We start from the raw sequence: 25,951 nt of genomic DNA on the forward strand, positions 1-25,951 counted from the left end.
CAAAACGATCCGCGCAATGTTATTACAAACAGGCGACAAGCCGGCGATCCGCTCGTATAGGGCAGCTTCCGCACGACGTGAGAACCGGCATGCTGACGACAAACCCTTATGATGACGACAAACTCCGCGAAGAATGCGGGGTGTTTGGCGTTTCGGCCACCGATGGCGCGGCCGCACTCGTAGCCTTGGGGCTGCACGCGTTGCAGCACCGCGGGCAGGAAGCCGCCGGCATCACGACCTTCGACGGCGCGCATTTCCACACGCATCGCGCGATGGGCCATGTCGCCGGCAACTTCGACCGCGACGACGTGATCCGCTCGCTCCCGGGCACCGTCGCCTGCGGGCACGTCCGCTATTCGACGACCGGCGAGACCGCGTTGCGCAACGTCCAGCCGCTCTATGCCGAGCTGTCGACCGGTGGCTTCGCGATCGCGCATAACGGCAACATCTCGAACGCGATGCGGCTGCGTCGCGAGCTCGTTCGCCGCGGCTCGATCTTCCAGTCGACCAGCGATACCGAGACAATTATCCATCTCGTCGCGACGTCCAATTACCGCACGCTGCTCGATCGCTTCATCGATGCGCTCAAGCAGATTGAAGGCGCCTATTCGCTGATCGTGATGACGCCGGAGGGCATGATCGCCTGCCGTGATCCGCTCGGCATCCGCCCGTTGGTGATGGGCAAGCTCGGCGACGCGGTGATCTTCGCGTCCGAGACGGTCGCGCTCGACGTGGTCGGCGCCACCTTCGTCCGCGCGATCGAGCCGGGCGAGCTGGTCATCGTCCAGGGCTCGGAAATCCGCTCGATCCGGCCGTTCGCGCCGATGGCGGCACGGCCGTGCATCTTCGAATGGGTGTATTTCTCGCGCCCCGATTCGATCGTCGACGATCACTCGATCTATTCGGTCCGGAAGGCGATCGGCGCACAGCTCGCGATCGAATCGCCGGTCGATGCCGATCTCGTCATCCCGGTCCCCGACTCGGGCACGCCGGCGGCGATCGGCTATGCCCAGCAGTCGGGTATCCCGTTCGAGCTCGGCATCATCCGCTCGCATTATGTCGGCCGCACGTTCATCTCGCCGGGCGACAAGGTCCGCCATCTCGGCGTGAAGCTGAAGCACAACGCCAACCGCGCGCTGATCAAGGGCAAGCGCGTCATCCTCGTCGACGACTCGATCGTCCGCGGCACCACCTCGCTCAAAATCGTCGAGATGATGCGCGAAGCCGGCGCCGCCGAAGTCCATATGCGGATAGCCAGCCCGCCAACGCGGCACTCGTGCTTCTACGGCGTCGACACGCCCGAGCGCGAGAAGCTGCTCGCGGCCAAGCTCGATCTCGGCGGCATGACCGGTTTCATCCATGCCGACAGCCTCAACTTCATCTCGATCGACGGGCTCTACAAGGCGCTCGGTGAGGCGAAGCGCGCGGATGTCCGCCCGAAATATTGCGACGCGTGCTTCACCGGGGATTACCCGACGACGCTGACCGACCATGACGAAGGCTCGGAAGTCGACCAGTTCGCGATGCTCGCCGAACGCGTCATCTGATACTGGCGGAGCTGATATGACGGACAAGCCTCTCGAAGGCCGGCTGGCCTTGGTCACCGGTGCCAGCCGCGGAATTGGTGCCGCAACCGCGATCGCGCTGGCGGCAAAGGGTGCGCACGTCGTCCTGACCGCGCGTACGCCGGGTGGTCTCGAAGAGGTCGAGGCGACAATCCATGCCGCGGGTGGTTCGGCGACGATCGCGCCGCTCGATCTGGCCGAGAGCGAAGCCATCGGGCGGTTGGCGACAGCGATCGGCGATCGTTGGGATGCCCTCGACATCCTCGTGCTGAACGCGGGCATGCTGGGCTCGTTGTCGTCGGTCCCGGCGATCGATCCGAAGGAAATGGCGCAGGTCCTGACGCTCAACGTCAGCGCGCAGGCGGCGTTGATCGCAGCGTTCGATCCGATGCTGAAGAAGGCCAAGTCCGCGCGGGTGATCGGCGTGACCTCCAGCGTCGGCCGCAAGCCTCGCGCGTATTGGGGCCTCTACGGTGCTTCGAAGGCTGCGTTCGAGACGCTGCTCGGCGCGTATGGCGACGAAATGGCCGAGATCAGCGCAATCCGCACTGCGATCGTCGATCCCGGCGCAACGCGGACGAAGATGCGCGCGCGAGCGTATCCGGGCGAGGATCCAAACTCGGTCAAGGAACCGACTGTCGTGGCCGACCGCATCGTCGCGCTGGCGATCGAGGGCTTCGAAGCTGGGCACTTCGAGCGCGTCGCGTAACCGTTCTCCTGCGCACGCAGGAGTCCAGGATACCAAACGTAGCGCTCCGTGACCCTGGATTCCTGCGTACGCAGGAAAGCCCTACCGCTTGACCAGCGTAACCTGCGCTACGTCGATCCCGCCGCCGAGAAACCCGCCTTCGCAGTACATCAGATAGTAGCGCCATAACGCGACGAACCGCGCATCGAACCGCGCCGGCAACCGCCCTTCCGCAACCGCGGCATCGAACGCAACGCGCCACCGCCGCAACGTCTCGGCATAATGCAGCCCGAACCCACGCCGGTCCTCCCACGCGAGCCCCCGCGCCTCCGCCAGCGCGCGAAACCGTGGTTCGGACAACAGCATCCCGCCCGGAAACACGTAACGCTGGATGAAGTCGACACTCCGCGAATATGAGTCGAAGATCGCATCGTCGATCGAGATATACTGCAACGCCGCACGCCCACCTGGCTTCAAGGCGCGCGCGATCGCGTCGAGATACACCGGCCAGTATTCCTCGCCGACCGCCTCCACCATCTCGATGCTCGCCACCGCATCATAGGTACCGGTGACGTCACGGTAATCGGTCAGCGCCACCTGCACCCCGTCGAGCCCCGCCGCCGCGATCCGCTCGTCGACCTGCCGCTTCTGCTCGGTCGACAGCGTCAGCGCGTGCACGCCGACCCCCGCGCGCGCAGCCATCTCGGCGAACGATCCCCAGCCACAGCCGATCTCTAGGATCGTATCACCAGCCCGCGCCCCGGTCCGGTCGAGGATCGCACGCAGCTTGGTCCCCTGCGCAGCCTCATGCGGTTCGGCATCGTTGAACGGCTCGGCGAATATGGCGCTCGAATAGGTCAGGCTCTGGTCGAGCCACGTCTCGTAGAAGTCGTTCCCGAGGTCATAATGCGCGGCAATGTTCTTGCGCGATCCGGTGAGGTCGTTCCGCCGCATCCGGTGCCAAGCCCGCGCCGCCAGCCGCACTACGCCCCCCGACCGTGCCGCGCCGCCGAGCGAGCGCCGGTTGCGCATGAACAGGTCGAACAGCGGCACCGGGTCTGGGCTCGACCAGTCGCCTGCCGCCCAGCCTTCATACCAGCCAACCGACCCGGCCGTCGCGAGCCTCACCAGCGCGCGCCAGCGATGTACGACGACGACCGGCAAAGGCCCGGGCGCGCGTCCGCCGATCAGCCGCCGCGTGCCGTCGGGCAGTCGCGCATCGATCCCGCCGCTCTCAAGCCCTGCGTCGATCCGGTCGAGCAGGTGGTGAAACACCGGCGCGACGACGCGCGCGACCGGGGAAACCTGCGCGGTGGGCACATCATCGAAAGCGGGAACGGCAGTCATCGCGGCGCTCCATGCAACACGGGCGGCGGCTAGGAAAGAGTTGTCCGCGCGGAAACGGCTGGAACGTAATCAAGGCTACAACGTCCTCCCCTTCCTGGAAGGGAGGGGAGACGCGACCCTATCGCGCGTGCCGCCCGGCTTCGAGCGCTCGCTCGCGCCCTTCGCGGTGGCCGACGATCTTCGCCGGATACGCCTTCGGCCGACATCCGGACTCGTCCGGATCATGGATCGCCTCGCCGGTCACCTTCGCCAGTTCCGGCACCCACTCGCGGATATAGTCGCCCGCATCGAACTTCTCCGACTGCGTCAGCGGCGCCATGATCCGCCCGAACATGTTCGAATCCACCCCGGTCCCGGCGACCCATTGCCAGTTCACCGAATTATTCCCGTAATCCGCATCGACCAGGCAGTCCCAGAACCACCGCTCCCCCTCGCGCCAATCGATCAGCAGATGCTTCACCAGGAAGCTCGCCGTGATCATCCGGACACGGTTGTGCATCCAGCCGGTCGCCCAGAGCTGCCGCATTCCGGCATCCACGATGGGATAGCCGGTCTTGCCCTCCTGCCACGCCTTCAGGTCGGCCTCGGCCGCCTCGCCCGACCGCCATGGGAGCTTGTCGAACTTGGGTCGCCCGTTCGTATCGCCGTAATCCGGCATCGTCAGCACGACGCCATCGGTGAAATCGCGCCAAGCCAGTTCCTTGCGAAACGTCGTCGCGTCGCCGTGGCCATCGACCGCATGCCACACCGCACGCGGCGAAATCTCGCCGAAATGCAGATGAGGCGACAGGCGCGAGGTGCCCTCGATCGACGGCATGTTGCGATCGACGTCATACGCCTCGACGATCGGCGCCATCGCCTTCGCGTTCTTCAACGCCTGCGCCTCGCCCGGCGTCCAGTCGCCGAATCCCGTCGACCAGTCCGGCTTGGTCGGCAGCAGATCCCAGTCCGCCAGCGTCTCGCTCTTTGGCCATTTCGATGGCGCCGGGATCGTCTGCGGCGCCGGCTCGGGATCGCCGGGCGGCATCATCTGGTTCAGCGCCTTCCAGAACGACGAATACACCTTGAACTGCCCGCCCGATCCCGTCCTCACGTCCTCGATGCGCGCAAGATGGTTGCCATCATGAAGGCACAGCCGATCGCCAAGCGCCGCCTCGGCCTTCCGCCACCACGGCTCGTAATGCCGGATCGCGTGCACCTGCTCGGCACCGGTTTCCTCCATCAGCGCCGTCAGTACCTCGACCGCACCGCCGCGTCGCAGGATCAGCTTCGACCCCTTGTCCGCCAACGATTTGCCGAACGAGTCGAGCGTGTGGTGCAGCCACCAGCGCTGGGCGCCGCCCATTTTCCATTTCCCCGGCGCGTCGTCATCGAGCACGTAGACCGGGATCACCGGCCCGGCATGCGCGGCGACGATCAGCGCGGGTTGGTCATGAAGGCGGAGGTCCTGGCGCAGCCAGAGAAGCGTGGGAGTCGTCATCGCATCCCCAACGCAGCAAGCCGCGATCCAGCATCACGCCACTGCGAAAGTTTCCCCCAGCGTCATGATCGCCGCCACATGCCGCTCGGCGATCGCCAGCGCGTCCTCGCCGTAACCACCACCCACCGTGCTCGCGAGCGGCACGCCGCGTGCAATCGCAAGGCTAGCGACCAGCCGTTCCCGCCGCGCCAGACCGTCCAAGGTCAGCGCCAACCGCCCGAGCCGGTCGCCCTCGAACGGATCCACGCCGGCTTGGTAGAGGATCAGCTCCGGCCGGAACTCGTCGAGCAAAGGCACTAGGGTCGTCTCCAGCGTTGCCAAATACGCCTCGTCGCCGACCTTGTCCGGCAACGGCACGTCGACCGTCGAACGCGCCTTCCGCACCGGAAAATTCTTCTCCGCATGGATCGAGTAGGTTGCGATCTCCGGCCGCCCAGCGAGCAACGCGGCAGTCCCGTCGCCCTGATGCACATCGCAATCGACGACGAGCACGCGCGCCACGCGCCCCTCGTCGATCAACCGCGCCGCCGCTACCGCGAGATCGTTGAACACGCAGAACCCCGCGCCAGTGTTCGCCAGCGCATGATGGCTCCCGCCCGCGGTGTTCGCCGCGAACCCGTGCTCCAGCGCAAGACACGCCGCAAGCCACGTCCCATGCGGCACGATCGCCGCGCGCGACGCCACCGCCGCGGTGACCGGAAAGCCGATCCGCCGCTCCTTCTCCTTCGGCACGTCCGCGCGGAGCACCTCGGCGACGTAGTCCTCGTCATGCACCGCCTCCAGCCACGCGGTCGGCGTCGTCTCGGCGCGGTGCCACGCCACCGCATCGCCCTTTTCGAGCAACAGATCGCGGATCAGCCCGTTCTTGTTCCAGCGATAGGTCGAGCGCGCCGGCGCTGGGGTGACATAGTCGGGATGGTGGACGACATGGATCATGCTCCGTAGGTAGGAGCGCGCCTGCCAACCCCCAAGTTGCCCGAGCCCCAAGCCCCTGCGTTGCGGAGACTATTTTGACCGACGTTTCGACCCTGCCCTACCGCCCCTGCGCCGGCATCATGCTCATGAACGCGGAGGGGAAGATCTTCGTCGGCCAGCGCAACGATTCACCGCTGGAGGCATGGCAGATGCCGCAGGGCGGGATCGATCCCGGCGAGGACGCCGAAGCCGCCGCACTGCGCGAGCTCGGCGAGGAAACCGGCGTCATGCCGGACAAGGTCGAGCTGATCGCGGAAGCGCCCGGCGAATTCGTCTACGACCTTCCCCCCGAACTGCTGGGAAAAGTCTGGAAGGGCAAATGGCGCGGCCAGACGCAGCGCTGGTTCCTGTACCGCTTCCTCGGCACCGACGCGGACGTCAACATCGCCACCGACCACGAGGAATTCCGCGCGTGGCGCTGGAGCGATCCCGCCGACCTTCCGCGGCTGATCGTGCCGTTCAAGAAGGCGCTCTACGAACAGGTACTCGCCGCCTTCGCGCCACATCTCGGCGCAACCTCGACACGCTGAGCAGTTCCCATTCCGTCACGCTGCCGTTACGGAACGGCTGTGCGCCGCTTAGCCCCTCTTCTGCTCGCCCCGCTGCTGCTGGCGAACGCGCCCGATCCGCAGTCGGTGATGATCCCCGAGACGATCCGCGCGATGCTCGACGCGGCGCTGGAGGCGGGGAACGAAGCGGACGTCAACACGATCGCCAAATACGCGCGCGCCGCCGATCCGCTCAGCGGCGACGCGGTGCTGGCGATCGCCGAGAAGTGGAAGGCCGACCGCGCGGCACAACGTACGCAGGTGATCCGTCAGGCCAGCTTCCTCGACCTGTGGAGCGGCAAGGCGGAGGTCGGGGGCTATCTGACGACGGGCAATTCCGACACGGCGGGCGGTACCGCGGTGCTCGACCTCAACCGCGAAGGTCTTCGCTGGCGCCAGAAATTCCATGCGCAGGCGGACTATCAGTCGAACCAGAACATCACGACGCGCGAACATTACCTCGCCTCGTACGAACCCAACTACAAGATCGACGACCGCGCCTACATCTACGGCGTCGCGCAATATGAAGGCGATCGGTTCCTCGGCTATTTCAACCGATATTCGACCTCGGTCGGTGCTGGCTACAGCGTGATCAAGACCGCGGGCACCAAGCTCGATCTGGAACTCGGGCCGGCGTATCGCTATACCGAATTCACCGACGATACCGAGCAGAGCAGCATCGCCGCACGTGGCACCGCGAATTTCAGCGTGCGGATCCTGAGCGGCCTGTCGGTCAGCCAGGTCGCCTCCGCCTATGTCCAGCGCTACAACAGCACGCTCAGCGGCACGACCTCGCTCAACGCCAAGCTGATCGGGCCTCTGTCGGCCGCGCTATCGTACAGCGTCCAGTATGAAAGCGAGCCGCCGGTCGGGTCGGTCTCGACCGACACCACCAGCCGCGCGTCGTTGGTCTACAGCTTCTGACGCTGTTCCCACGCGTGTCCAGCCTCGCTAGGGTCGCGTGATGAGGGGACTTACACCGATAGAGCGCGATGCCGTCGACACGGCGGGCGCTGCACCGATGCTGGCGCAGGTCGAGGCCTGGGCGGCCGTCAACAGCGGTACGCGCAACCTTGCCGGGCTGGCGGCGATGGCCGGATTGCTGGGCGACGCGTTCGCGGCCCTGCCGGGCGAGATTAAGCTGGTCGAGCCGACACCCGTCGACAATGTCGGCTCGGACGGCGTGGTCTCCGCGATCGAGCACGGCAAGCACCTGCACCTCGTCGTGCGTCCCGACGCACCCGTCCGCATGCTGTTCACCGGCCACATGGACACGGTCTATCCTGTCGGTCACGCGTTCCAATCGCTGCAATGGCTCGACGACGGCCGGCTGAACGGCCCCGGCGTCGCGGACATGAAAGGCGGGCTGGCGGTGATGCTTGCCGCACTTCAAGCGGTCGAGGCCAGCCCCCTCGCCGCGCGGATCGGCTATGACGTCGTCATCAACTCGGACGAGGAAACCGGCTCCTTCTCCTCTGCCGCCCTGCTCGCCCGCGCCGCGCACGGAAAGATCGCCGCGCTTACCTACGAACCCGCGCTCGCCGACGGCACGCTGGCGGGAGCACGCGGCGGTACGGGAAACTTCTCGATCATCGTCCACGGTCGCAGCGCGCACGCCGGTCGCAACCCCGAGGACGGCCGCAACGCGCTCGTCGCAGCCGCCGACATCGCGGTGCGCTTGTCGAAGGTCCGCGGCCCCCGTCTCGCGGTGAACCCGGCGCGGATCGAGGGCGGTGGCCCGAACAACGTCGTCCCCGATCTCGCCATCCTCCGCATCAACTTCCGCCCCGCGACGCTCGACGAGATCACGCGCGCGCAATCGCATATCGACTCCGCGGTCGCGATGGTCGCTGCCGAGCACGACGTCCGCATCGAGGTGCATGGCAGCTTCAACCGCCCGCCGAAGCCGATCGACGACGGCGCCGCGCGGCTGTTCGATCTGGTCAGGGCATCCGGCACCGACCTCGGTCTCGACATTGCTTGGAAAGCCACCGGCGGCGTCTGCGACGGCAACAACATCGCAGCCGCAGGCGTGCCGGTCGTCGACACGATGGGTGTCCGCGGCGGCGCGATCCATTCGACCGACGAATTCATGATCCCCGACAGCCTCGCCGAACGTGCGGCGCTGTCGGCGGTCACCATATTGCGTATCGCGGAGGGCCGGTTGTGAGCTTCAGGATCCGGGCCGCGGTCGACGACGACCTCCAGCACCTCTACGAGATGGCCAAGCTGACCGGCGGTGGCTTCACCAATTTGCCGCCCGATCGTCGTGCGCTCACCGCCAAGCTCGAACGCAGCCACACCGCCTTCGCGCGCACCGACGGCCCGGTCCAGGACGAGCTATTCGTCCTCATCCTCGAGAACATCGAGACGAAGGAAGTCCGCGGCACCTGCCAGATCTTCACGCAGGTGGGCCAGAGCTACCCGTTCTACAGCTACCGGATCGGCCAGCTCACGCAGCACAGCCGCGAGCTAAACCGCACCTTCCGCGCCGACATGCTGACGCTCGCGACCGATCTCGAAGGCGCGAGCGAAGTCGGCGGGCTGTTCCTTCATCCCGGCGAACGCGCCGGCGGCCTCGGCTTGCTGCTCGCGCGCAGCCGTTATCTCTTCATCAAGATGCACCGTGCCCGCTTTGCCGACCGGATCCTCGCCGAACTGCGCGGCGTCATCGATGAGGCCGGCGGCTCGCCGTTCTGGGACGGTCTTGCTGGCCGCTTCTTCGGAATGAATTTTCAGGACGCGGACCAGTTCAATGCCATCAACGGTCACCAGTTCATTGCCGACCTGATGCCCAAGCACCCGATCTACACCGCGATGCTGACCGAGACCGCACGCGCCGCGATCGGACTGCCGCATCCCTCGGGCCGCGCGGCGATGCGGATGTTGGAGAACGAGGGGTTCGCGTTCGAGAACTATGTCGACATCTTCGACGGCGGCCCGACGATGACCGCGCGCACCGATCAGGTCCGCTCGATCGCCGACGCTCGCGAGAGTGATGTCGTCGGGATCGGTGGCGACGACGGCAAGGACGCCCTGGTCGCGACGGGCAACTTTGCAGACTTCCGCGCGGCCTTCGGGAAAGTCCGCGAGACCGAGGACGGCGTCGTGCTGGCCGAGGATTGCGCGCGCTCGTTGAGCGTTGGAGAAGCGGACCGGGTCACGCACGTCGCTCGCATCTGACCGCCGTAATCCAACGTAAAACGTCGAGTTAATTTACAGGTAACCATATTTTCAGACGTCAGAACCGCGCATATTAGCCATTGGCACGCACCTTGCTGCTACGCTCGCCATGTGGACTCGCTTTGCTCGCCTCTTCATCATCAAGACCAAGTTCGAGGCCTTTCTCGTCATCTACGGCCTCGGCGTTGGCGCGGTCGAACGCGGGATGCACTACCTCCAGCAATATCCCGGATACGGCGGCTGGCTGCTATTCGCCGCCTGCCCGATCGCCGTCTTCATGGCTGGGGGGCGGATCATCGATTCGGTCGATCACGCGCACCAACGATAGGAGCGTCAGCTGGTCTGCTGGGCGAGATGCAGGTAGCGGCTCGAAAAATCCGCGAGTTCGCGTAGCGCATCCCATTGCGGAAAGCTGATCCGGCGACGATTGCGCCCGATCAGACCATCCGCTTCAAGCGACTTTATCGTGCGGTTCACATGTACCGCCGTCAGTCCGAGTGCATCGCCAAGCTGCTCCTGGCTCATCGGCAACTCATAGCCATCGGCGCCGGTCAGCCCCTGCATGTCGAGCCGGATCGCGAATTCGCACAGGAAATGCGCCAGCCGTGACCGCGCATCGCGGCGACCGATGTTGAGAATCCATTCGCGGAAGATCGATCCCTCGACCAGCGTATTGACGAAGATCGCGTTGCTGATAGCCGCACGGTTCCGCGCCAGTTCGCGTAGCGCCGACCGCGGGATCGTCGCGATCTCCGCGCGCGTAAGCGTCTGAACGTTGTGGTCCGCGACGTCGAGGAACAAATGCTGGAAGTCGAGCGGCTCACCCGGAATGTGCAGCGACACGATCTGTCTCATGCCGGCGCCGGTCAGCTTCTGGCGATACGCGAACCCCGACAACAGTACCGCGCATTGATCCGGCGCATCGCCTTCGCGCACGAGGTAGGAGGACGGCTCGAACGTGCGAAGGGTATATGGCAGCGCGAGCAGCGCCTTGCGGTCGCCGTCGTCCAGCACAGCGTGCGTTTCCAACTTCCGAACCATCAGCGCCAAGGGGCTGAGCGTCGTAGCCATGAGAGTAATCCCGCAAAATTCGGGGCGGGAGCACATGCATCTCTCGGTCGTCAGGGCCCAAAAATCGGCTGGCGATAAGCTCTTTTAACATAGCTCGAACGGAAATGTTTTAATTAATGTTTGAGCGGACCGATCTGCTCCAATTAATTTTGGGGTCGCACAAATAAAATTAAAAATATCGGTTTCGCGATCTGCCGATCATATTGCCGAAATTCGAGATGCTAAAAACCAGATCAGTTTTTTGTATCGCACAAATGATCGCTTCCGGTCACCGCGAATACTTGACCATCGTGAGAAATGTGATCGCTAGTCATTCATAGATCTCTAATCCATGTTCGGCGTCTTCCAGCGCCGAACCAGCCCGGCCATGACCATGTCGACGGAATCGACCTCCGCGGCGATCCGCTGATGCAGCAACCCTGCCGCATCCCGGAAACGCCGGGCCAACACATTGTCCGGGACGATACCCAACCCGACTTCGTTCGACACGAGGATGACGCGGCCTTGCAACCGCGCGATCGTCTCGACCAGATCGTCCACGCGCGCGGCTACAGCCTCGTCGGCTAGCAACAGGTTCGACACCCACAGGGTCAGGCAATCGACCAGCATCACGACGTCAGTACCATCCTCGCTGCTCAGTGCCTCGCCAAGCGCCAGCGGAGCCTCGACGGTCCGCCACCGATCGTCGCGATCGGCACGATGGCGCGCGATCCGATCCTCCATCTCGCCGTCGAATGCCTGCGCGGTTGCGATATAGACGAGCCGCGTCGCGTGGTCCGTCGCCGCGGCTTCGGCCAAAGCTTGAGCGTGGCGGCTTTTCCCAGAACGCGCGCCGCCCAGCACGAACAGGCTTTTTCCGAACGGCGTCCAGACCGATTGCATCCTACCGTTTCCTTCGCGCTTGCTCGACGGGCCCGGAATGACGATGACGCCCGGAAGATCAAGCGAAAGACCGCGGGTCCGAGTGAAAGACAGTATGAACGCCCTGCGCATCCACGGTGGACGGATCGATCTCGCCGCCGTCCAATATCCGGATGCGCCGAGACCCTGGCTCGACCTGTCGACCGGCATCAACCCCTGCGCGTGGCCTACCGATAGTGTCCCGACGGTCGATATGCTTAGCCTCCCCTCGCCCGCAGCGATCGCCGATCTGGAAGCCGCCGCTGCTGCCGTATTCGGTACGACCGCGGACCGGGTCGTCGCGTTGCCCGGCAGTGAACTCGGTCTGCGAATGCTGGCGGCGCTGGACCTGCCTAGCCCCGCCCGGTTCGTCGTGCCGAGTTACGCCACGCATGCCGAAGCGATCGTCGGTGCCGTTCCGATAGCCCGGGATGCGATCGGAACGGTCGCGGACGGCACGCTGCTGCTGGCCAACCCCAACAATCCGGACGGCCAGTGCGACCCGCCGCAACGCCTGCTGACGATCGCCTGTAGCGGTGCCTTCCTGATCGTGGACGAGGCGTTTGCCGACGTCGCGCCCGGATCTAGCCTCATCCCCCTGCTCCGCCCCGACGACCGCGCGATCGTGTTTCGGTCGTTCGGCAAATTCTTCGGCCTGCCCGGCGTGCGGCTCGGGTTCATGATTGGGCCGCTGGAGCACGTCGCCGAGATACGACGGCGGCTCGGCAGCTGGCCGATATCGGCGCACGCCGTGGCCTATGGCATCGCGGCCTACCGAGACGCCGAATGGATCGCTGCCGCGCGGGTCTCGATCGTCGAACGCGCAGAGAGGCTCGACACGATGTTGGCACGTCATGGCCTCCAAGCCCGCGGCGATTGCGCGTTGTTCCGACTAATCGAAACCGACACGGCATCCGCGCTGTTCGAACGGCTTGCGCGGGGCGGCATCCTGACTCGATCGTTCGATCATTCGCCCCGCTGGCTTCGTATGGGCGTCCCGGGCAGCGACGAAGCCTTTGCACGGCTCGACGAGGCGCTTGGCAGTGGTTGAGCCGGTCGCCGTGCTGGCGATCATCATCGACGCCGCGATCGGCTGGCCGGCGCCGCTCTATGCGCGGATCGGTCATCCGGTTGGTGGCTTCGCGCGGATGATCGGCTGGGCTGAGACGCGCTGGAACCGCCCTGCGCTATCGGACACGATCCGCCGTTCCGCCGGTGTCTTTACGATCGTTGCTCTCATCGCAGTGGCGGTCGGCGTAGCGCTCGCTGCGACTTCCCTCGTGCGGCTCGTGTTCGGTCCCATGGCCTGGATCGCGATCGGCGTAATGGCGGCGCCCGGTCTCGCGATCCGTAGCCTGTACGACCATGTGGTGCCGGTCGCGCGCGCCCTCGAAACCGGCGACCTCGAAGCCGCACGCACACGCGTCGCGATGATCGTCGGTCGGGACGTCGCGACACTCGACGAGGCGGGCGTCGCGCGCGCCGCGATCGAGAGCCTCGCGGAAAGCGTCTGCGACGGCGTCGTTGCACCGCTGTTCTGGCTGCTGGTCGCCGGCCTGCCGGGCCTGTGGGCGTACAAGGCGATCAACACCGCGGACAGCCTGATCGGACACCGCGAGGCCCGATGGCGCGCATTTGGCTGGGCGGCAGCGCGGACCGACGACGTCGCCAACCTGATCCCGGCGCGCATCAGCGGCATGCTGCTCTGCCTTGCCGGATTGGGTGGTTGGCGGACGATGGTACGCGATGCCCGGAACCATGCCTCGCCCAACGCAGGATGGCCCGAGGCGGCAATGGCCGGCGCACTCGGCCTTCGTCTCGCCGGACCGATCGCCTATGACGGCATCGTCAACGCCAAGCCCTATATCGGTGACGGTCGCACCGACGTAACCGCCACAGACCTCCGCGCGGCGCTCGGCATCTATCGCCGGGCCTGCATCCTTCTCCTCGTCATTGCCGGAGTACTCGCATGGCGGCTCTGATGCTGCAGGGCACCGGCTCCGACGTCGGCAAGTCGGTACTCGTCGCGGGATTGTGCCGCGCGTTCGCCAACCGGGGACTGTCGGTCCGCCCGTTCAAGCCGCAGAACATGTCGAACAACGCCGCCGTAACCGCCGATGGCGGCGAGATCGGGCGTGCACAGGCGACGCAGGCGATCGCGTGTCGGGTCGAGCCGAGCGTCGACATGAACCCGGTGCTGCTCAAGCCACAGGGCGATCGCACGTCGCAACTGATCGTCCGCGGGCAGGTCCGCGGTACGCTCGCCGCCGCACGGTGGCGCGAGGGACGCGAGGGGTTGCTGGTCGACGTGCTCGACAGTTTCGAGCGGCTGTCGGCCAGCTGCGATCTCGTCGTCGTCGAGGGTGCGGGGAGCCCAGCTGAGGTCAACCTGCGCGCAAGCGACATCGCCAACATGGGCTTCGCCCGCGCCGCCAATGTCCCCGTGATCCTGGTCGGCGATATCGACCGCGGCGGTGTCATCGCCTCGATCGTCGGCACGCGCGCGGTGATCGACCCTGCCGACGCGGCAATGATCCACGGCTTCCTCGTCAACAAGTTCCGCGGCGATCCTGTGCTGTTCGACGATGGCTATCGGGCGATCGAGGCGCGCAGCGGATGGCGCGGCTATGGCGTCGTGCCGTGGCTCGGCGACGCGGTACGGTTGCCGAGCGAGGATGCGGTGATCCTCGAACGCCCCGTCGCAAGTGCGAAACGGCGCGTGACGATCGCCTGCCCGATCACGCCAAGGATCGCCAATTTCGACGATCTTGACCCGCTTCGCCTCGAATCTGGCGTCGCACTCGTGATGGTCCCGCCCGGCACGCCGATCCCCGAGGCGGACATGATCGTGCTTGCGGGCTCGAAAGCCACGATCCCCGATCTCGCCTTCCTGCGCACGCAAGGCTGGGACATCGATATCCTTGCGCATCACCGTCGGGGAAAGCCGGTGTTGGGGCTCTGCGGCGGCTACCAGATGCTCGGTCGTAGCATCGCCGATCCGCACGGTATCGAAGGCGCGGCGACGACGGTCGCGGGGCTGGGGCTGCTCGATGTCGACACGGTTCTCACGGCGACGAAGACGCTCGAGCGGATCGAGGGGATCGCCAACGGCGCGCGCTTCGAAGGGTATGAGATGCACATGGGCGCGACGACCGGCGGTGACCTGAACCGCCCCGTCGGTCATCGCTCCGACGGCAGCGCGGAAGGTGCGACGAGCGCCGACGGACTGGTCCATGGGAGTTACGTCCACGGCCTGTTCGGCCTCGCCGACCAACGCGCGGCGTGGCTGGCCCGGCTCGGCGTCGACGCGGTCGGACCTGACCATGCGGCCTCGATCGATGCCGCGCTCGACGCGATCGCGGCGACGCTCGAACGTCACGTCGACCTCGATGCGATGCTCGACCTAGCCCAGCGCGCCGGCTGACGCACCGGCGATGGCAAAAGCAAGCAGGACGCCGGTCTCGACAAGCTCGATTCCCGCCCCGTACGCGTCTCCGGTCACGCCCCCCAATTTACGCCGCAACCACGCAGCGACGGCCAGGATCAAGAGCGGAACCGTCAACAGCGCGGGAGCAGCGACGGCAGCCAGCGCCAGAAGCAGCGCCCAGCCGATCAGGTCGCGCAATCGGACTGCACCGGCGACCGCAGCGCCCAATCCGCCGGCCCGTAACGGCGGCAACAGCACTGCCCAGGCAAGCGGCCCCACGCGTGCCGCAAACGGTACCAGGATAACCAGCCACCATGCCGTCAGCCCGACCGCGTGCAGCAGAACCAGCTTGGCGGTCATCTGGGCGACGATCGCGACGACACCGAAGCTGCCGATATGCGGATCGGCCATCACCGCGAGCAACCGCGTCCGATCGCCATGCGCCGCGCCCAGCCCGTCGGCGAGATCGGCCAGCCCGTCGAGATGCAACGCGCCCGTGACTGCGATCCACGTAAGCAATGCGGTGCATGCCCCAGTCCAGGGGTCGATCGATGCACCTGCCCATCCCGCCGCGGCGACGAGCACGCCGATCGTCAGTCCGACCAGCGGATAGCACCGGATCGCCGCGGCAAAGTCGTGAGCCCCGGCCTCGACGCGCGGCATCGGCAGGCGCGTCAGGAAACCGAATGCAACGACCAGCCGCTTCACGTCGCCAGCCCGACGATCTGCACCGTCCGATCCGGCCCCGGCCAGATCCGCAACGACACAAGCGCGGCATAAGGCAGGTCGAACGCCCATGTCTGACGACGATCGAATTCGCACAGGTCCGCAAGCGCCGCCCGGATAGCGCCACCATGCGTGACGACCAACGTCGGCACCGGCGGAAGTACCGCCAAAGCATTGCCGACCCGGTCCAGCAACGACGACCATCGCTCACCGTCCGGCGGCGGGGCGGAGTCCGGATCGTCGTGGAACCGCGCGAAGGCGGCCGGATCGATATCGGCTGGACGTAACCCGTCCCACGCGCCGAAGTCGAGTTCACGCCACCGTCGATCGACGTTGTAGACGATGCCCCGCGCGTTGCCGATCGCCCTCGCGCAATCGCGTGTACGCATAAGGTCGGACGACACGATCACGGCGGCCTCCAATCCTGCGGCGCGCTGGACGCATGCCGCAACGCCGGCCTCCGTCACCGGATCGTCCGTTCGCCCCAGCAACAGGCCTTCGCGGACGGGAGCACCATGCCGCATCAGGTACAGCATGTGCGAACCGGTCACGCGACCGAGACCCCCGCCTCGGCAAAGGTCGCCATCTCGTCATGCGCCGCCAGCGCCGCGCGAACGAGCAACGTCGCAGTCGCCGCGCCGCTTCCCTCGCCGAGCCGCATGCCCAGCGACAACAGGGGATCGAGGCCCAATGCCCGCAACAGGCGCATATGACCCGGCTCGGCCGACACGTGGCCGGCAAGACAATGCGCGAGGATATCCGGGCACGCAGCGGCGATCGGCGCGACCGCGGCACAGCATATGAAGCCATCGAGCATGACGGGCACGCCTGCGAGACGCGCAGCTATGACCGCGCCTGCGATCGCCGCGAGCTCACGTCCGCCCAGCCTACGTAGCGTCTCTAACGGGGTGGTCAGTGCGTCCCGGTGCAGCGCCAGCCCGGCCTCCACGGTCGCGATCTTGCGGGCCATGCCGTCGTCGTCGACTCCGGTACCGGGCCCGACCCAGTCGCGTGCCGATCCATCGAAGCTGGCAAGGCACAGCGCCGCGGCGGAGGTCGAGTTGCCGATCCCCATCTCGCCGAGCACGATCAGATCGGGCGCGTCAGCAACGACGGCGGCGCCCGCGTTGATCGTCGCGAGGCATTCCTCCTCCGACATCGCCGGGGCGACGGTGAAATCGATGGTCGGCCGGTCGAGATCGAGCGGGACGACTCTGAGATCGAGCCCCGCCGCGCGCGACAGCGCGTTGATCGCCGCGCCGCCATGTTCGAAATTGGCCACCATCTGCGCGGTGACGGAGGCCGGAAACGCACTGACGCCGCGATCGACGATGCCGTGATTACCCGCGAAGATCACCACCCGGCCGCGATCGAGCCGCGGGCGTTCATGGCCCTGCCAGCCGGCCATGAAGACGGCAATCTCTTCCAACCGCCCGAGCGAACCCGGCGGCTTGGTCAGTTGCCCCTGCCGCGCCACCGCTGCCGATCGAGCGGCTTCGTCCGGCTGCGGCAACGCGCTCAAGGATGATAGAAATGCCCCGGCCGTCGGAAAAGAGGTCATTCCACGACGAACCCAGCGGGCGGCGTGCGGGTGATGAAGTGGCCCTTCACCCCCTGCGGCCATTGCTTGAACGGCACCTGCCCGAACGCACTTTCGCCGTAGAGCTTCGCGTAATCGAGGATCGCGCGCGCGGCGTCTTCGGTCGGCTCGAACCGGCCGAGCACATAGCCGACCTTGGCGGGTGCGCGCAGGTGGATCGTGCAGAAATCCTGGCACGCGAACAGGCACGGCATTTCCTGCACCGCGACGTCGGCATAGGCGGGATCGCTCGCCTGCACCGCCTTCAGCGCACTGACCAGCCGCGCGCCGCCACGCTGGCCCTGCTCGTCATCGCGCGAGTCCGTGGAATGGCGACACGTATTGCACGCGACCACCGCGACGCCGTCCTCGACCGGCTTCAGCATGTCCGTACCCGGACGATCTTAGAATCACGTGAAATTGGCATAGGAACCCCTTCGGACAGTCGGTCCCGCACCGCGCAAAGGGCGAGAAGCGGACGCCTCCTGCCTTCGCGCGACGCGAAGCGATGTCGTCGCTCGGGGTGTTACCCGTCCGTTCGGCGCACCCTGGCCGGACGAAAGACGACCGCGACGGGCAGGTCTCCTGGCTCGCGGGTCAACGCCGTCCGCGCCGCCTTCTCGGGAACATCCCAATGGCATGAGGCACGATGGCTCGCCGCGTACAGTTGCAGGGGCAGCCGGGTGTTGCCCGTTCCCATTTCATCCCCCTCCGCGCGAGCGTCGGGGGAACCTGTCGCGGAGGGAGCGATACGCGGGGGGCGGAGACGACGCAAGACACGGCTACGTCCGTTAGAAGTCCGCCAGCCGTCCCCACGCCCTCCCGTCATCCTGACGAACGTCAGGATCCAGGGTAACGGGTGGTGGTCTTCGTGGCTCTGGGTCCTGACTTTCGTCAGGATGACGGACGGTGGTTGTAACGGATCGTAGAGTACGAAGCCCCCTAGAACTCCACACCCGCCTGCGCCTTGACCCCCGACCGGAACGGATGCTTCACCTGCGTCATCTCGGTCACGAGGTCCGCCACCTCGATCAACGCATCGGGCGCGTTCCGCCCGGTCACCACGACATGCGTCATCTCCGGCTTCGCCGCCAACACGGCGAGAACCTCGTCGACCGGCAGATACTCATACCGCAAAACGATGTTCAGCTCGTCCGCGACCACCATCGCATAGGACGGATCCGCGATCATCCGCTTCACCTCGTCCCAAGCCTCGCGCGCCACCGCGATGTCGCGCGCGCGATCTTGCGTGTCCCAGGTGAACCCCTCCCCCATCGGCTTGAACTCGCAAAGCTCCGGGAACGCATCGAAGATCGCCTTCTCGCCGGTCGCCATCGCGCCCTTTACGAACTGCACCACGCCGACTTTCCGCCCATGCCCGATCATCCGCACCGCCAAGCCGAACGCGGCGGTCGACTTGCCCTTGCCCTTGCCGGTGTGGACGATGATCAGGCCCTTCTCGATCGTCTTGCTCGCGACGATCCGGTCGTGGACCTCCTTGCGCTTGGCGCTCTTGGCATTCTGCTCGTCGTCGGTCCGCATGATCATGTCCTCTCGCGCACCCGATGGCGGATCGCGCCGCGCGGCGCTAGAGCGACCGACATGCTCCGCATTACCGACCTCAAGCTGCCGCTCAACCACGCCGACGAAGCGCTCCCCGCCGCGATCCGCGACCGCCTGCGCGTCACCCCGCGCGACCTGATCCGCTACACCGTCGCAAGGCGCGCGCACGATGCGCGCGACAAGATGGACATCCAGCTCGTCTATTCGGTCGACGTCACGCTGAAGAACGAGGACACAATCCTCACGCGCTTCCGCAAAGATCGCCACGTCCAGCGCACGCCGGATACCGGCTATCGCTTCGTCACAAAGGGCGGCCCGAGCTATACCGGCCCCCGCCCGGTAGTGGTCGGCGCAGGCCCCTGCGGGCTGTTCGCCGGGCTGATCCTCGCGCAGATGGGGTTCCGCCCGATCATTCTCGACCGCGGGAAAGTCGTCCGCGAGCGCACCAAGGACACCTGGGGTCTGTGGCGCAAGAGCGTGCTCAACCCCGAATCGAACGTCCAGTTCGGCGAGGGCGGCGCCGGCACCTTCTCCGACGGCAAGCTCTGGAGCCAGATCAAGGACCCGCGCCACTTAGGCCGGAAGGTCCTGACCGAGTTCGTCAAAGCCGGCGCGCCGCCCGAAATCCTCACCGAAGCGCACCCGCATATCGGCACCTTTCGCCTCGTCACGATGGTCGAAAGCATGCGCGAGACGATCGAGGCGCTCGGCGGCGAATACCGCTTCTCGACGCGCGTCGACGGTCTCGACGTCGTCGAGGAAGCCGGCATGCGCCAACTCCGCGGTCTCCATCTCAGCACCGGCGACTATCTCGAAGCCAACCACGTCGTCTTCGCGGTGGGCCACAGCGCGCGCGACACGTTCGAGATGCTGCATGCCAAGGGCGTCCACGTCGAGGCCAAGCCGTTCTCGATCGGCGTGCGCATCGAACATCCGCAGTCCTGGATCGACGAAGCGCGGTTCGGCCCGTGCGCGGGCCACCCCGACCTCGGAGCCGCGGCATACAGCCTGTCGCACCACTGCAAGAACGGGCGGACCGTCTACAGCTTCTGCATGTGCCCGGGCGGCACCGTCGTCGCCGCGACCTCCGAGGAGGGCTGCGTCGCGACCAATGGCATGAGCCAATATTCGCGAAACGAACGCAACGCGAACTCGGGGATCGTGATCGGCATAGACCCGGAGCGCGACTATCCCGGCCACCCCCTCGCCGGGATCGAACTGCAACGCCATTGGGAATCGCGTGCGTATGTCGCGGGCGGCTCGAACTACAAGGCACCCGCGCAACGCATCGGCGACCTGCTCGCGGGCCGCGCGTCGACTGCGCTCGGATCGGTAATTCCGTCGTACAAGCCGGGCGTGCACATGACCGACCTGTCGCAGTGCCTGCCGGAGTTCGCGATCACTGCGTTGCGCGAGGCACTGCCGGCGTTCGGGCGCGAGATCCCCGGCTACGATCATCCTGATGCGGTGCTCACGGGGGTCGAGACGCGGACCTCGTCGCCGGTCAGGATCACGCGCGGCGATGATTTCGTCAGCCTCAACACGGCTGGCCTGTTCCCGGCGGGTGAAGGCGCAGGCTATGCTGGCGGGATCCTGTCCGCGGCGGTTGACGGGATCAAGGTCGCGGAAGCGGTTGCGCTTAGCCTGGTGGCTTAACTCGGACATTCCTTGTTCCCCCGCGAAGGCGGGGGTCCAGGAACCACAAACGCCGACGTCCGTAACCCTGGGCTCCCGCCTTCGCGGGAGATCAGATAAGGCTGCGACACTGAGGTTTCAGGCCTGATTGTCAGGACGACTTCAGGGCACCTCCCCGGCGGAGGCTGGGGTCCAGTTGGGGGACAGCCGTGACTGCGCGAAGCGTTCGCTTACTAAGGTTTCCCAACTGGGCCCCGGCCTTCGCCGGGGAGGTGCGTGGGCGGGACGACGATTGTATTCGAAGGCTGCTAAGTCGTTCGCGGGCAAGAACCGTGGTGCTCCCGGTGCGCTCAAAATAAAAGCCCGCCCACCCCTCACCTCCGCCGCTGCGGCCCAGTCTCGATCAACCACGCCCGCGGCAGCCCCGTCGGCTTCGCCATCCCATCCAGCCGCCGCGCGCTCACCAGAGCAACCCGCTTCAGGATCATCTGGTCCTTGAACGCATCCATCCCGCCGCCGGTCGGCTTGGCGAGGATGCGCTTCACCACATCCATGCCCGCGACGACATGCCCGAACGCCGCGTAACCCGGATAGCCGGCGCGTGCGTCCATCGCTGGCGCCGGGCCGATCGTGATAAAGAAATTCCCGCCCGCCGATGCCGGCGTCATCCCGCGTGCCATCGAGATCGTCGCGTCGAGATGCTTGATACCCGTCATCGCGGTGGTCTCGAGCGGAAACGGCGGTAGTATCCGCCGCGCGTCGGTGCGTATGCCCGCCTGGATGAAGCCAAGCTTCGGCGCGGATTTCTGGCGGCTCGCGCGGTAGAAGTCGGTGCCGTCGAACCGACCGTCATCGACATAGGCGAGGAAATTCGCGGTCGTCTTCGGCGCGTGGCGGGCGTCGAGTGCCAGCAGGATCGGGCCCTCCGACGTGACGATGCGCACGCGGACAAGGCCGGGCTTCGGTCCCGGTTCGGCGCGCTGTACCGACCGCCTTGCCGGCTGCGCCGTTCCCGCAGTCGCCAAGGCCACAATGGCTACGAAGCCCATCATCAAACGCCGCATTTCGATCACCCACGCCTTTACCGATTGGCGGCGGCTACCTGTCCGTTTGCGGCGAGGCAAGCGCGGGGGGATATCTAGTGACGTGGAGTAAACCGGTTATCACCGTTGGTACCAACGTCAGTTTTGCACCGCTCAGCATGCACCAGCGAGCGCTTCGGCTTAGTTCCATTCGTCCGAGTAGGCTCCTCCCCGGCGGAGGCCGGGGCCCAGTGGGAAACGTCGGTGATGTAGGTTTGCGCTTTGTCACTCAGGCCATGCCAACTGGGCCCCGACCTTCGCCGGGGTGGTGTACCTGTGGGCAGTTCGTCTTAAACTTTCTTGTGCGCAGGGTCGCTCGTAATGCCGAATCACACCGCTACGACCGCACTCCTACCCCTCAAACATAGCGCGGAATCGGCCCCACCTGCGGCGTCTGGTCCGGGAGGTTCACCATCGTCTCGTCCACGAAGCACCAGCCCCAGCCCTCCGGCGGGTCATACCCCTCGATGATCGGATGCCGCGTCGCGTGGAAATGCGCGGTCGCGTGGCGGTGCGGGGAGTCGTCGCAACAGCCGACATGGCCGCATTCCCGGCACAGCCGCAGATGCACCCATTCGCTGCCGATCCGGAGACATTCCTCGCACCCCTTGGCGCTCGGCGTCACGTCGCGGATCGTATCCGTATGCGTGCAGCCGTAGCTCATTTCGCGTGCCTTTCCGCCATGTCGGCCAAAACCGTGTGGATCTGCGCGACCACGGCCGCGCCTTCGCCGACCGCCGCCGCGACGCGCTTGGTCGATCCGGCGCGGACGTCACCGATCGCGAACACGCCCGCGCGGCTCGTCTGCAACGGCAGCGCGGCGGCGCCGGTGACGATGAACCCTTTCTCATCGGTGTCGACGCAGCCCTTCAGCCAACCCGCATTGGGGTCCGCGCCGATGAACAGGAACAGGTGTCGCATCGCGCACCGCGTCTCGGCGCCGTCGCTGCGTTGGCGGAAGATTGCCCCGGTCAGCCCGGTCGCACGCTCGCCCTCCAGACCGACGATCTCGGTGCCGACGCGGATCGTCACGTTGGGCAGCGCGGCGATCCGGTCGATCAGATATTTCGACATCGTCGCGGCCAGCGGGCGGCGGACGATCAGGTGCAGGTGTTTCACGCGGGGCGCTAGGAACACCCCCGCCTGCCCGGCCGAGTTGCCGCCGCCGACCAGCGCGACCTCCTCGCCCTCGCACAACCGCGCCTCGATCGGCGATGCCCAATAGGACACGCCCGCGCCCTCGAACTCCGCCAGGTCGGGGATGTCCGGCCGCCGATACCGCGCGCCAGATGCGACGATAACGGTCCGCGACTGGACGCGTCGATCGCCCGGCAGTTCGAGCGCTAGCGGGTCGCCTGCGGGCCGATCCTCGTCGCAATCGAGATGTTCGACGGTCAGCGGGATCGCGATCTCCGCGCCGAACTTCAGCGCCTGGCTGAACGCGCGCCCGGCCAACGCTTGCCCCGATATACCGGTCGGGAAGCCCAGGTAATTCTCGATCCTAGCCGACGCCCCCGCCTGCCCGCCGATCGCGCGCTCGTCGAGCACGATCACCGACAACCCCTCGGACGCCGCATACACCGCCGCCGCCAGCCCCGCCGGCCCCGCGCCGACGATCGCGACGTCGTACACGGTGTCGGGATCGAGTTCTGGCGTGATCCCGAGGCACGCGGCGACCTCGATATCCGACGGCCGTTTCAGCACCGTACCGTTCGGACAAACGACCAGTGGCAGATCGCTCGATGCAACACCCGTCCGCTCGACCAATGCTCGCCCCTCGTCATCGGATGCCGCATCGAGGACGATGTTCGGATAGCCCGACCGCGTCAGAAATCCCTGCAGCCGGACGACGTCGGGACTGTCCGGCAGGCCGACGATCACCGTCCCCCCGCTGCCCTGCTCGATCAGGCCGACGCGGCGCAAGATCAGCGCGCGCATCACGATCTCGCCGACGTCCGCGGAGCCGACCATCAGCGCGCGCAGATGCGCTGGATCGAACGGCAGCGCGGTACAGCCTTGGGGGCCAGCGGTGCCGCCCGCGATCGTCGGGCGTCCGGCAAGCTGGTTGACCTCGCCCGTCAACTGCCCGGGGCCGTGCGTAGTGATCGGCGCCTCGTGGCTGAGCCCGTCGCGACGGACGACGTCGATCGTTCCTTCGAGCACCAGCCATGCCGCAACGCCGTGCTCGCCGATCGCATAGACTTGCTCGCCCGCGGCAAACACGCGCGCCGGACCGCTCGCAAAGCGCTTGGCCGTCTGAAGCTGTTCCGCGTTGAGCACCGGGAACATCTGGTGGTCGCGCGCGCCGGGATCGCTCATGCCTGCACCACCGGTTCGAGCCCGAGCAACAGCGTCGGGATCAATTCGGACACGGTCGGATGGATCGGCACCGCCCAACGCAACGCGGACACCGGCTGGTCGGCGTTCATCATGTCGAGGATCCCGTGGATCGCCTCGCCGCCGCCGGTGCCGAGGATCGCCGCTCCCAAAATCCGTTGTGTATCCGCATCCGCCACGATCTTCATGAACCCCTTCGTCTCGCCCTTCTCGACCGCGCGCCCGACGCGGGTCATGGGCCGCTTCGATACGAGGATCGGCCGCCCCGTCTTCTCCGCCTGCGCCTGCGTCATCCCCACCCGGCCGAGCGGCGGATCGGTGTAGAGCGCATAGCCGACCAGCCGCTCGCTCAGCGTCCGGTCGTCATGATCGAGCAGGTTCGCCGCGACGATCTCGAAATCGTTATACGCGGTATGCGTGAACGCGCCGCGCCCGTTGCAATCGCCCAGCGCCCAAACGCCCGGCACGTTGGTCTGCAGCATGTCGTCGACGGTGACATAGCCCTTCGCATCGGTCGCGATCCCGGCAAAATCGAGCCCGAGATCATCGGTATTCGGGCGGCGGCCGACCGCCAGCAGTACATGGCTGCCGATCACCTTCGGATCGCCCGCCTGGCAATCGACCGATACCGCGACGCCGTCCGCATGGCGCGCGAACGCGATGCAGTTCGCGCCGGTGCGCACCGTGATCCCCTCGTCTTCCAATATGCCGCGCACGGCGTCCGACACGTCGGCATCCTCGTGCGCGATCAGCCGTTCGCCACGCTCCACCACCGTCACCGCGGCGCCGAACCGACGATACATCTGCGCGAACTCGAGCCCGACATAGCTTCCGCCGACGACGACAAGATGCCCGGGAATCTGTTCCAGCGCGACCATGTCGGTGTTGTCGAGATGCGGCACGTCGCCGACACCGGGCATGTCCGGCACGCTCGCGCGCCCACCGACGTTGAGGAAGATGCGCGCCGCGGACATCTCTTCGCCGTCGACCGCGATCGTCCGCGGTCCGGTAAAGCGGGCGTGGCCGCGCAGGAAGGTGAGGCCCGCCATCCCCTCCAGCCAGCGCTCGTTGCCCGATCGCGCATCCATCACGACTTTCCGCGCACGCGCAGCGACCGCAGGCATGTCGACCGTGACGTCGCCGGTCGCGATCCCGAAATCCGCCGCACGCCTCGCGAGGTGCGCGGCATAGGCGCTCGCCACCAGCGTCTTGGTCGGCATGCAGCCGGTGTTGACGCAGGTTCCGCCGACCAGCTTCCGCTCGATCAGCGCGACCGTCATGCCCGCAGCAGTCAAGCGGCCCGCCAGCGGTGGTCCGGCCTGTCCGGCACCGACGATGATCGCATCGAAATTCCGCATCAGATCGACAGCACCACCAGCACCGCCAAGAGGATCGCGACGGCATCCTCGATCAGCGCGGCCGGTCGATCGCTGCCGAACGTTGCCGCCAGTCGCGCGCGCAAAGCCGCGCCGCCATAAATTCCGAAGACCGCACCGACGATCCCGAGAACGATCCCCGGCAACGGCACACCGATGCCGTAGCCGACGGCCGCACCCGATACCCCGCCCGTGAGCAGCCGCGCGACGAACTGCGGCGGCACCTTGCGGCTGGGCGTCGACGGCAACTGATCCGTGACGAGTTCGGTGGCCGCGAGCAGCGTGAAGATCCACGGCGTGAACCGGTAGCCGAGGAACGCCAACCACGTGCCCTGCAACGGCAGCATACCCTTGCTCGCAACCCAGGCTACCGCAGCCGGCGCCAGCATCGCGCGCAACCCGGCGACGATGCCGATGACGAAGGCGAGGATCAGTCCGTGAACGATCTGGGGGACGAGCATGGCGGTCT

Annotated in this window: 26 protein-coding genes and 1 riboswitch; of the genes, 11 read left to right on the top strand and 15 right to left on the bottom strand. The window is 66.4% G+C overall.

Annotation, left to right across the window (positions count from 1 at the left end; all coding sequences use genetic code 11):
* Positions 1-89: 89 nt before the first annotated feature.
* Together purF and ASE69_RS01680 are read left to right on the top strand one after the other, a co-directional pair.
* On the top strand, positions 90-1,547 hold the full coding sequence (purF, locus tag ASE69_RS01675; protein WP_056058607.1) for an amidophosphoribosyltransferase: 1,458 nt from the start codon (positions 90-92) through the stop codon (positions 1,545-1,547).
* A 16-nt stretch (positions 1,548-1,563) separates the two neighbouring features.
* Positions 1,564-2,274, top strand: a complete 711-nt coding sequence (locus tag ASE69_RS01680; protein WP_056481982.1) for an SDR family NAD(P)-dependent oxidoreductase — start codon at positions 1,564-1,566, stop codon at positions 2,272-2,274.
* A gap of 81 nt (positions 2,275-2,355) precedes the next feature.
* Here ASE69_RS01680 and ASE69_RS01685 read toward each other — a convergent pair whose 3' ends face one another.
* The 3 genes from ASE69_RS01685 to ASE69_RS01695 all read right to left on the bottom strand — a co-directional run bounded on the left by ASE69_RS01685 (position 2,356) and on the right by ASE69_RS01695 (position 6,016).
* Positions 2,356-3,600, bottom strand: coding sequence for an SAM-dependent methyltransferase (locus tag ASE69_RS01685; protein WP_056481985.1), 1,245 nt, complete (start codon positions 3,598-3,600; stop codon positions 2,356-2,358).
* Between the two features lie 118 nt (positions 3,601-3,718).
* A complete protein-coding gene (locus ASE69_RS01690; RefSeq protein ID WP_056481988.1) occupies positions 3,719-5,080 on the bottom strand; it encodes a cryptochrome/photolyase family protein in 1,362 nt (453 codons plus the stop codon).
* Positions 5,081-5,113: 33 nt separating this feature from the next.
* Positions 5,114-6,016, bottom strand: coding sequence for a histone deacetylase (locus ASE69_RS01695; RefSeq protein ID WP_056481991.1), 903 nt, complete (start codon positions 6,014-6,016; stop codon positions 5,114-5,116).
* A gap of 74 nt (positions 6,017-6,090) precedes the next feature.
* Between ASE69_RS01695 and ASE69_RS01700 the strand changes: the two genes are divergently transcribed.
* The 5 genes from ASE69_RS01700 (at position 6,091) to ASE69_RS01720 (ending at position 10,114) form a co-directional block, all read left to right on the top strand.
* A complete protein-coding gene (locus ASE69_RS01700; RefSeq protein ID WP_056481993.1) occupies positions 6,091-6,585 on the top strand; it encodes an RNA pyrophosphohydrolase in 495 nt (164 codons plus the stop codon).
* A gap of 39 nt (positions 6,586-6,624) precedes the next feature.
* The gene (locus ASE69_RS01705; RefSeq protein WP_056481996.1) at positions 6,625-7,527 is read left to right on the top strand and encodes a YdiY family protein; all 903 of its coding nucleotides are present in this window, start codon (positions 6,625-6,627) and stop codon (positions 7,525-7,527) included.
* Between the two features lie 40 nt (positions 7,528-7,567).
* Entirely contained in the window at positions 7,568-8,773 is a 1,206-nt protein-coding gene (locus ASE69_RS01710; protein WP_056481999.1) for a hydrolase, read from the top strand.
* Positions 8,770-9,786, top strand: a complete 1,017-nt coding sequence (locus ASE69_RS01715; RefSeq protein ID WP_056482002.1) for an arginine N-succinyltransferase — start codon at positions 8,770-8,772, stop codon at positions 9,784-9,786. Before ASE69_RS01710 ends, ASE69_RS01715 begins: the two co-directional genes overlap by 4 nt.
* A 109-nt stretch (positions 9,787-9,895) precedes the next feature.
* The gene (locus ASE69_RS01720; RefSeq protein WP_056058579.1) at positions 9,896-10,114 is read left to right on the top strand and encodes a hypothetical protein; all 219 of its coding nucleotides are present in this window, start codon (positions 9,896-9,898) and stop codon (positions 10,112-10,114) included.
* Positions 10,115-10,119: 5 nt separating this feature from the next.
* Here the strand turns inward: ASE69_RS01720 and ASE69_RS01725 are convergent, their stop codons facing one another.
* On the bottom strand, positions 10,120-10,857 hold the full coding sequence (locus tag ASE69_RS01725; protein ID WP_056482005.1) for a Crp/Fnr family transcriptional regulator: 738 nt from the start codon (positions 10,855-10,857) through the stop codon (positions 10,120-10,122).
* A 324-nt stretch (positions 10,858-11,181) separates the two neighbouring features.
* Entirely contained in the window at positions 11,182-11,739 is a 558-nt protein-coding gene (gene cobU / locus ASE69_RS01730) for a bifunctional adenosylcobinamide kinase/adenosylcobinamide-phosphate guanylyltransferase (protein ID WP_056482008.1), read from the bottom strand.
* Positions 11,740-11,833: 94 nt separating this feature from the next.
* Between cobU and ASE69_RS01735 the strand changes: the two genes are divergently transcribed.
* The 3 genes from ASE69_RS01735 to ASE69_RS01745 are packed head-to-tail and all read left to right on the top strand — an operon-like array spanning position 11,834 to position 15,181.
* Positions 11,834-12,808 carry an aminotransferase class I/II-fold pyridoxal phosphate-dependent enzyme gene (locus tag ASE69_RS01735; protein ID WP_056482011.1) on the top strand — a complete coding sequence of 325 codons (975 nt, stop codon included), beginning with the start codon at positions 11,834-11,836 and terminating at the stop codon, positions 12,806-12,808.
* Entirely contained in the window at positions 12,801-13,739 is a 939-nt protein-coding gene (gene cbiB, locus ASE69_RS01740; protein ID WP_056482014.1) for an adenosylcobinamide-phosphate synthase CbiB, read from the top strand. Before ASE69_RS01735 ends, cbiB begins: the two co-directional genes overlap by 8 nt.
* A complete protein-coding gene (locus tag ASE69_RS01745; protein ID WP_056482017.1) occupies positions 13,727-15,181 on the top strand; it encodes a cobyric acid synthase in 1,455 nt (484 codons plus the stop codon). The genes cbiB and ASE69_RS01745 overlap by 13 nt, the downstream gene beginning before the upstream one ends.
* Here the strand turns inward: ASE69_RS01745 and cobS are convergent.
* The 5 genes from cobS to cobO all read right to left on the bottom strand — a co-directional run bounded on the left by cobS (position 15,161) and on the right by cobO (position 19,037).
* A complete protein-coding gene (gene cobS, locus ASE69_RS01750; RefSeq protein WP_056482020.1) occupies positions 15,161-15,892 on the bottom strand; it encodes an adenosylcobinamide-GDP ribazoletransferase in 732 nt (243 codons plus the stop codon). The two genes, ASE69_RS01745 and cobS, sit on opposite strands and share 21 nt — an antisense overlap.
* Entirely contained in the window at positions 15,889-16,446 is a 558-nt protein-coding gene (locus ASE69_RS01755; protein WP_056482983.1) for a histidine phosphatase family protein, read from the bottom strand. The genes cobS and ASE69_RS01755 overlap by 4 nt, the downstream gene beginning before the upstream one ends.
* Positions 16,447-16,457: 11 nt before the next feature.
* A complete protein-coding gene (gene cobT / locus ASE69_RS01760) occupies positions 16,458-17,471 on the bottom strand; it encodes a nicotinate-nucleotide--dimethylbenzimidazole phosphoribosyltransferase (protein ID WP_056482023.1) in 1,014 nt (337 codons plus the stop codon).
* Entirely contained in the window at positions 17,468-17,875 is a 408-nt protein-coding gene (locus tag ASE69_RS01765) for a DUF1636 domain-containing protein (protein ID WP_056482026.1), read from the bottom strand. The genes cobT and ASE69_RS01765 overlap by 4 nt, the downstream gene beginning before the upstream one ends.
* A gap of 171 nt (positions 17,876-18,046) precedes the next feature.
* Positions 18,047-18,240: riboswitch (cobalamin riboswitch) on the bottom strand.
* Between the two features lie 191 nt (positions 18,241-18,431).
* Positions 18,432-19,037 carry a cob(I)yrinic acid a,c-diamide adenosyltransferase gene (cobO, locus tag ASE69_RS01770; protein ID WP_056482029.1) on the bottom strand — a complete coding sequence of 202 codons (606 nt, stop codon included), beginning with the start codon at positions 19,035-19,037 and terminating at the stop codon, positions 18,432-18,434.
* A 54-nt stretch (positions 19,038-19,091) separates the two neighbouring features.
* Between cobO and ASE69_RS01775 the strand changes: the two genes are divergently transcribed.
* On the top strand, positions 19,092-20,708 hold the full coding sequence (locus tag ASE69_RS01775) for an NAD(P)/FAD-dependent oxidoreductase (RefSeq protein ID WP_056482032.1): 1,617 nt from the start codon (positions 19,092-19,094) through the stop codon (positions 20,706-20,708).
* Between the two features lie 353 nt (positions 20,709-21,061).
* Here the strand turns inward: ASE69_RS01775 and ASE69_RS01780 are convergent, their stop codons facing one another.
* From ASE69_RS01780 to ASE69_RS01800, 5 genes are all read right to left on the bottom strand, one after another.
* Positions 21,062-21,751: a peptidylprolyl isomerase gene (locus tag ASE69_RS01780; RefSeq protein ID WP_056482035.1), complete on the bottom strand. Its 690-nt coding sequence runs from the start codon at positions 21,749-21,751 to the stop codon at positions 21,062-21,064.
* Positions 21,752-22,127: 376 nt separating this feature from the next.
* Positions 22,128-22,433: a UBP-type zinc finger domain-containing protein gene (locus ASE69_RS01785; RefSeq protein ID WP_056482038.1), complete on the bottom strand. Its 306-nt coding sequence runs from the start codon at positions 22,431-22,433 to the stop codon at positions 22,128-22,130.
* Positions 22,430-24,088, bottom strand: coding sequence for an FAD-dependent oxidoreductase (locus tag ASE69_RS01790; RefSeq protein ID WP_056482041.1), 1,659 nt, complete (start codon positions 24,086-24,088; stop codon positions 22,430-22,432). The genes ASE69_RS01785 and ASE69_RS01790 overlap by 4 nt, the downstream gene beginning before the upstream one ends.
* Positions 24,085-25,467, bottom strand: coding sequence for an FAD-containing oxidoreductase (locus ASE69_RS01795; RefSeq protein ID WP_200924101.1), 1,383 nt, complete (start codon positions 25,465-25,467; stop codon positions 24,085-24,087). The genes ASE69_RS01790 and ASE69_RS01795 overlap by 4 nt, the downstream gene beginning before the upstream one ends.
* Positions 25,464-25,943: a hypothetical protein gene (locus tag ASE69_RS01800; protein ID WP_056482047.1), complete on the bottom strand. Its 480-nt coding sequence runs from the start codon at positions 25,941-25,943 to the stop codon at positions 25,464-25,466. Before ASE69_RS01800 ends, ASE69_RS01795 begins: the two co-directional genes overlap by 4 nt.
* Between the last annotated feature and the right edge of the window lie 8 nt (positions 25,944-25,951).

It is taken from the genome of Sphingomonas sp. Leaf208 (genome assembly GCF_001421415.1).
Taxonomy (GTDB): domain Bacteria; phylum Pseudomonadota; class Alphaproteobacteria; order Sphingomonadales; family Sphingomonadaceae; genus Sphingomonas.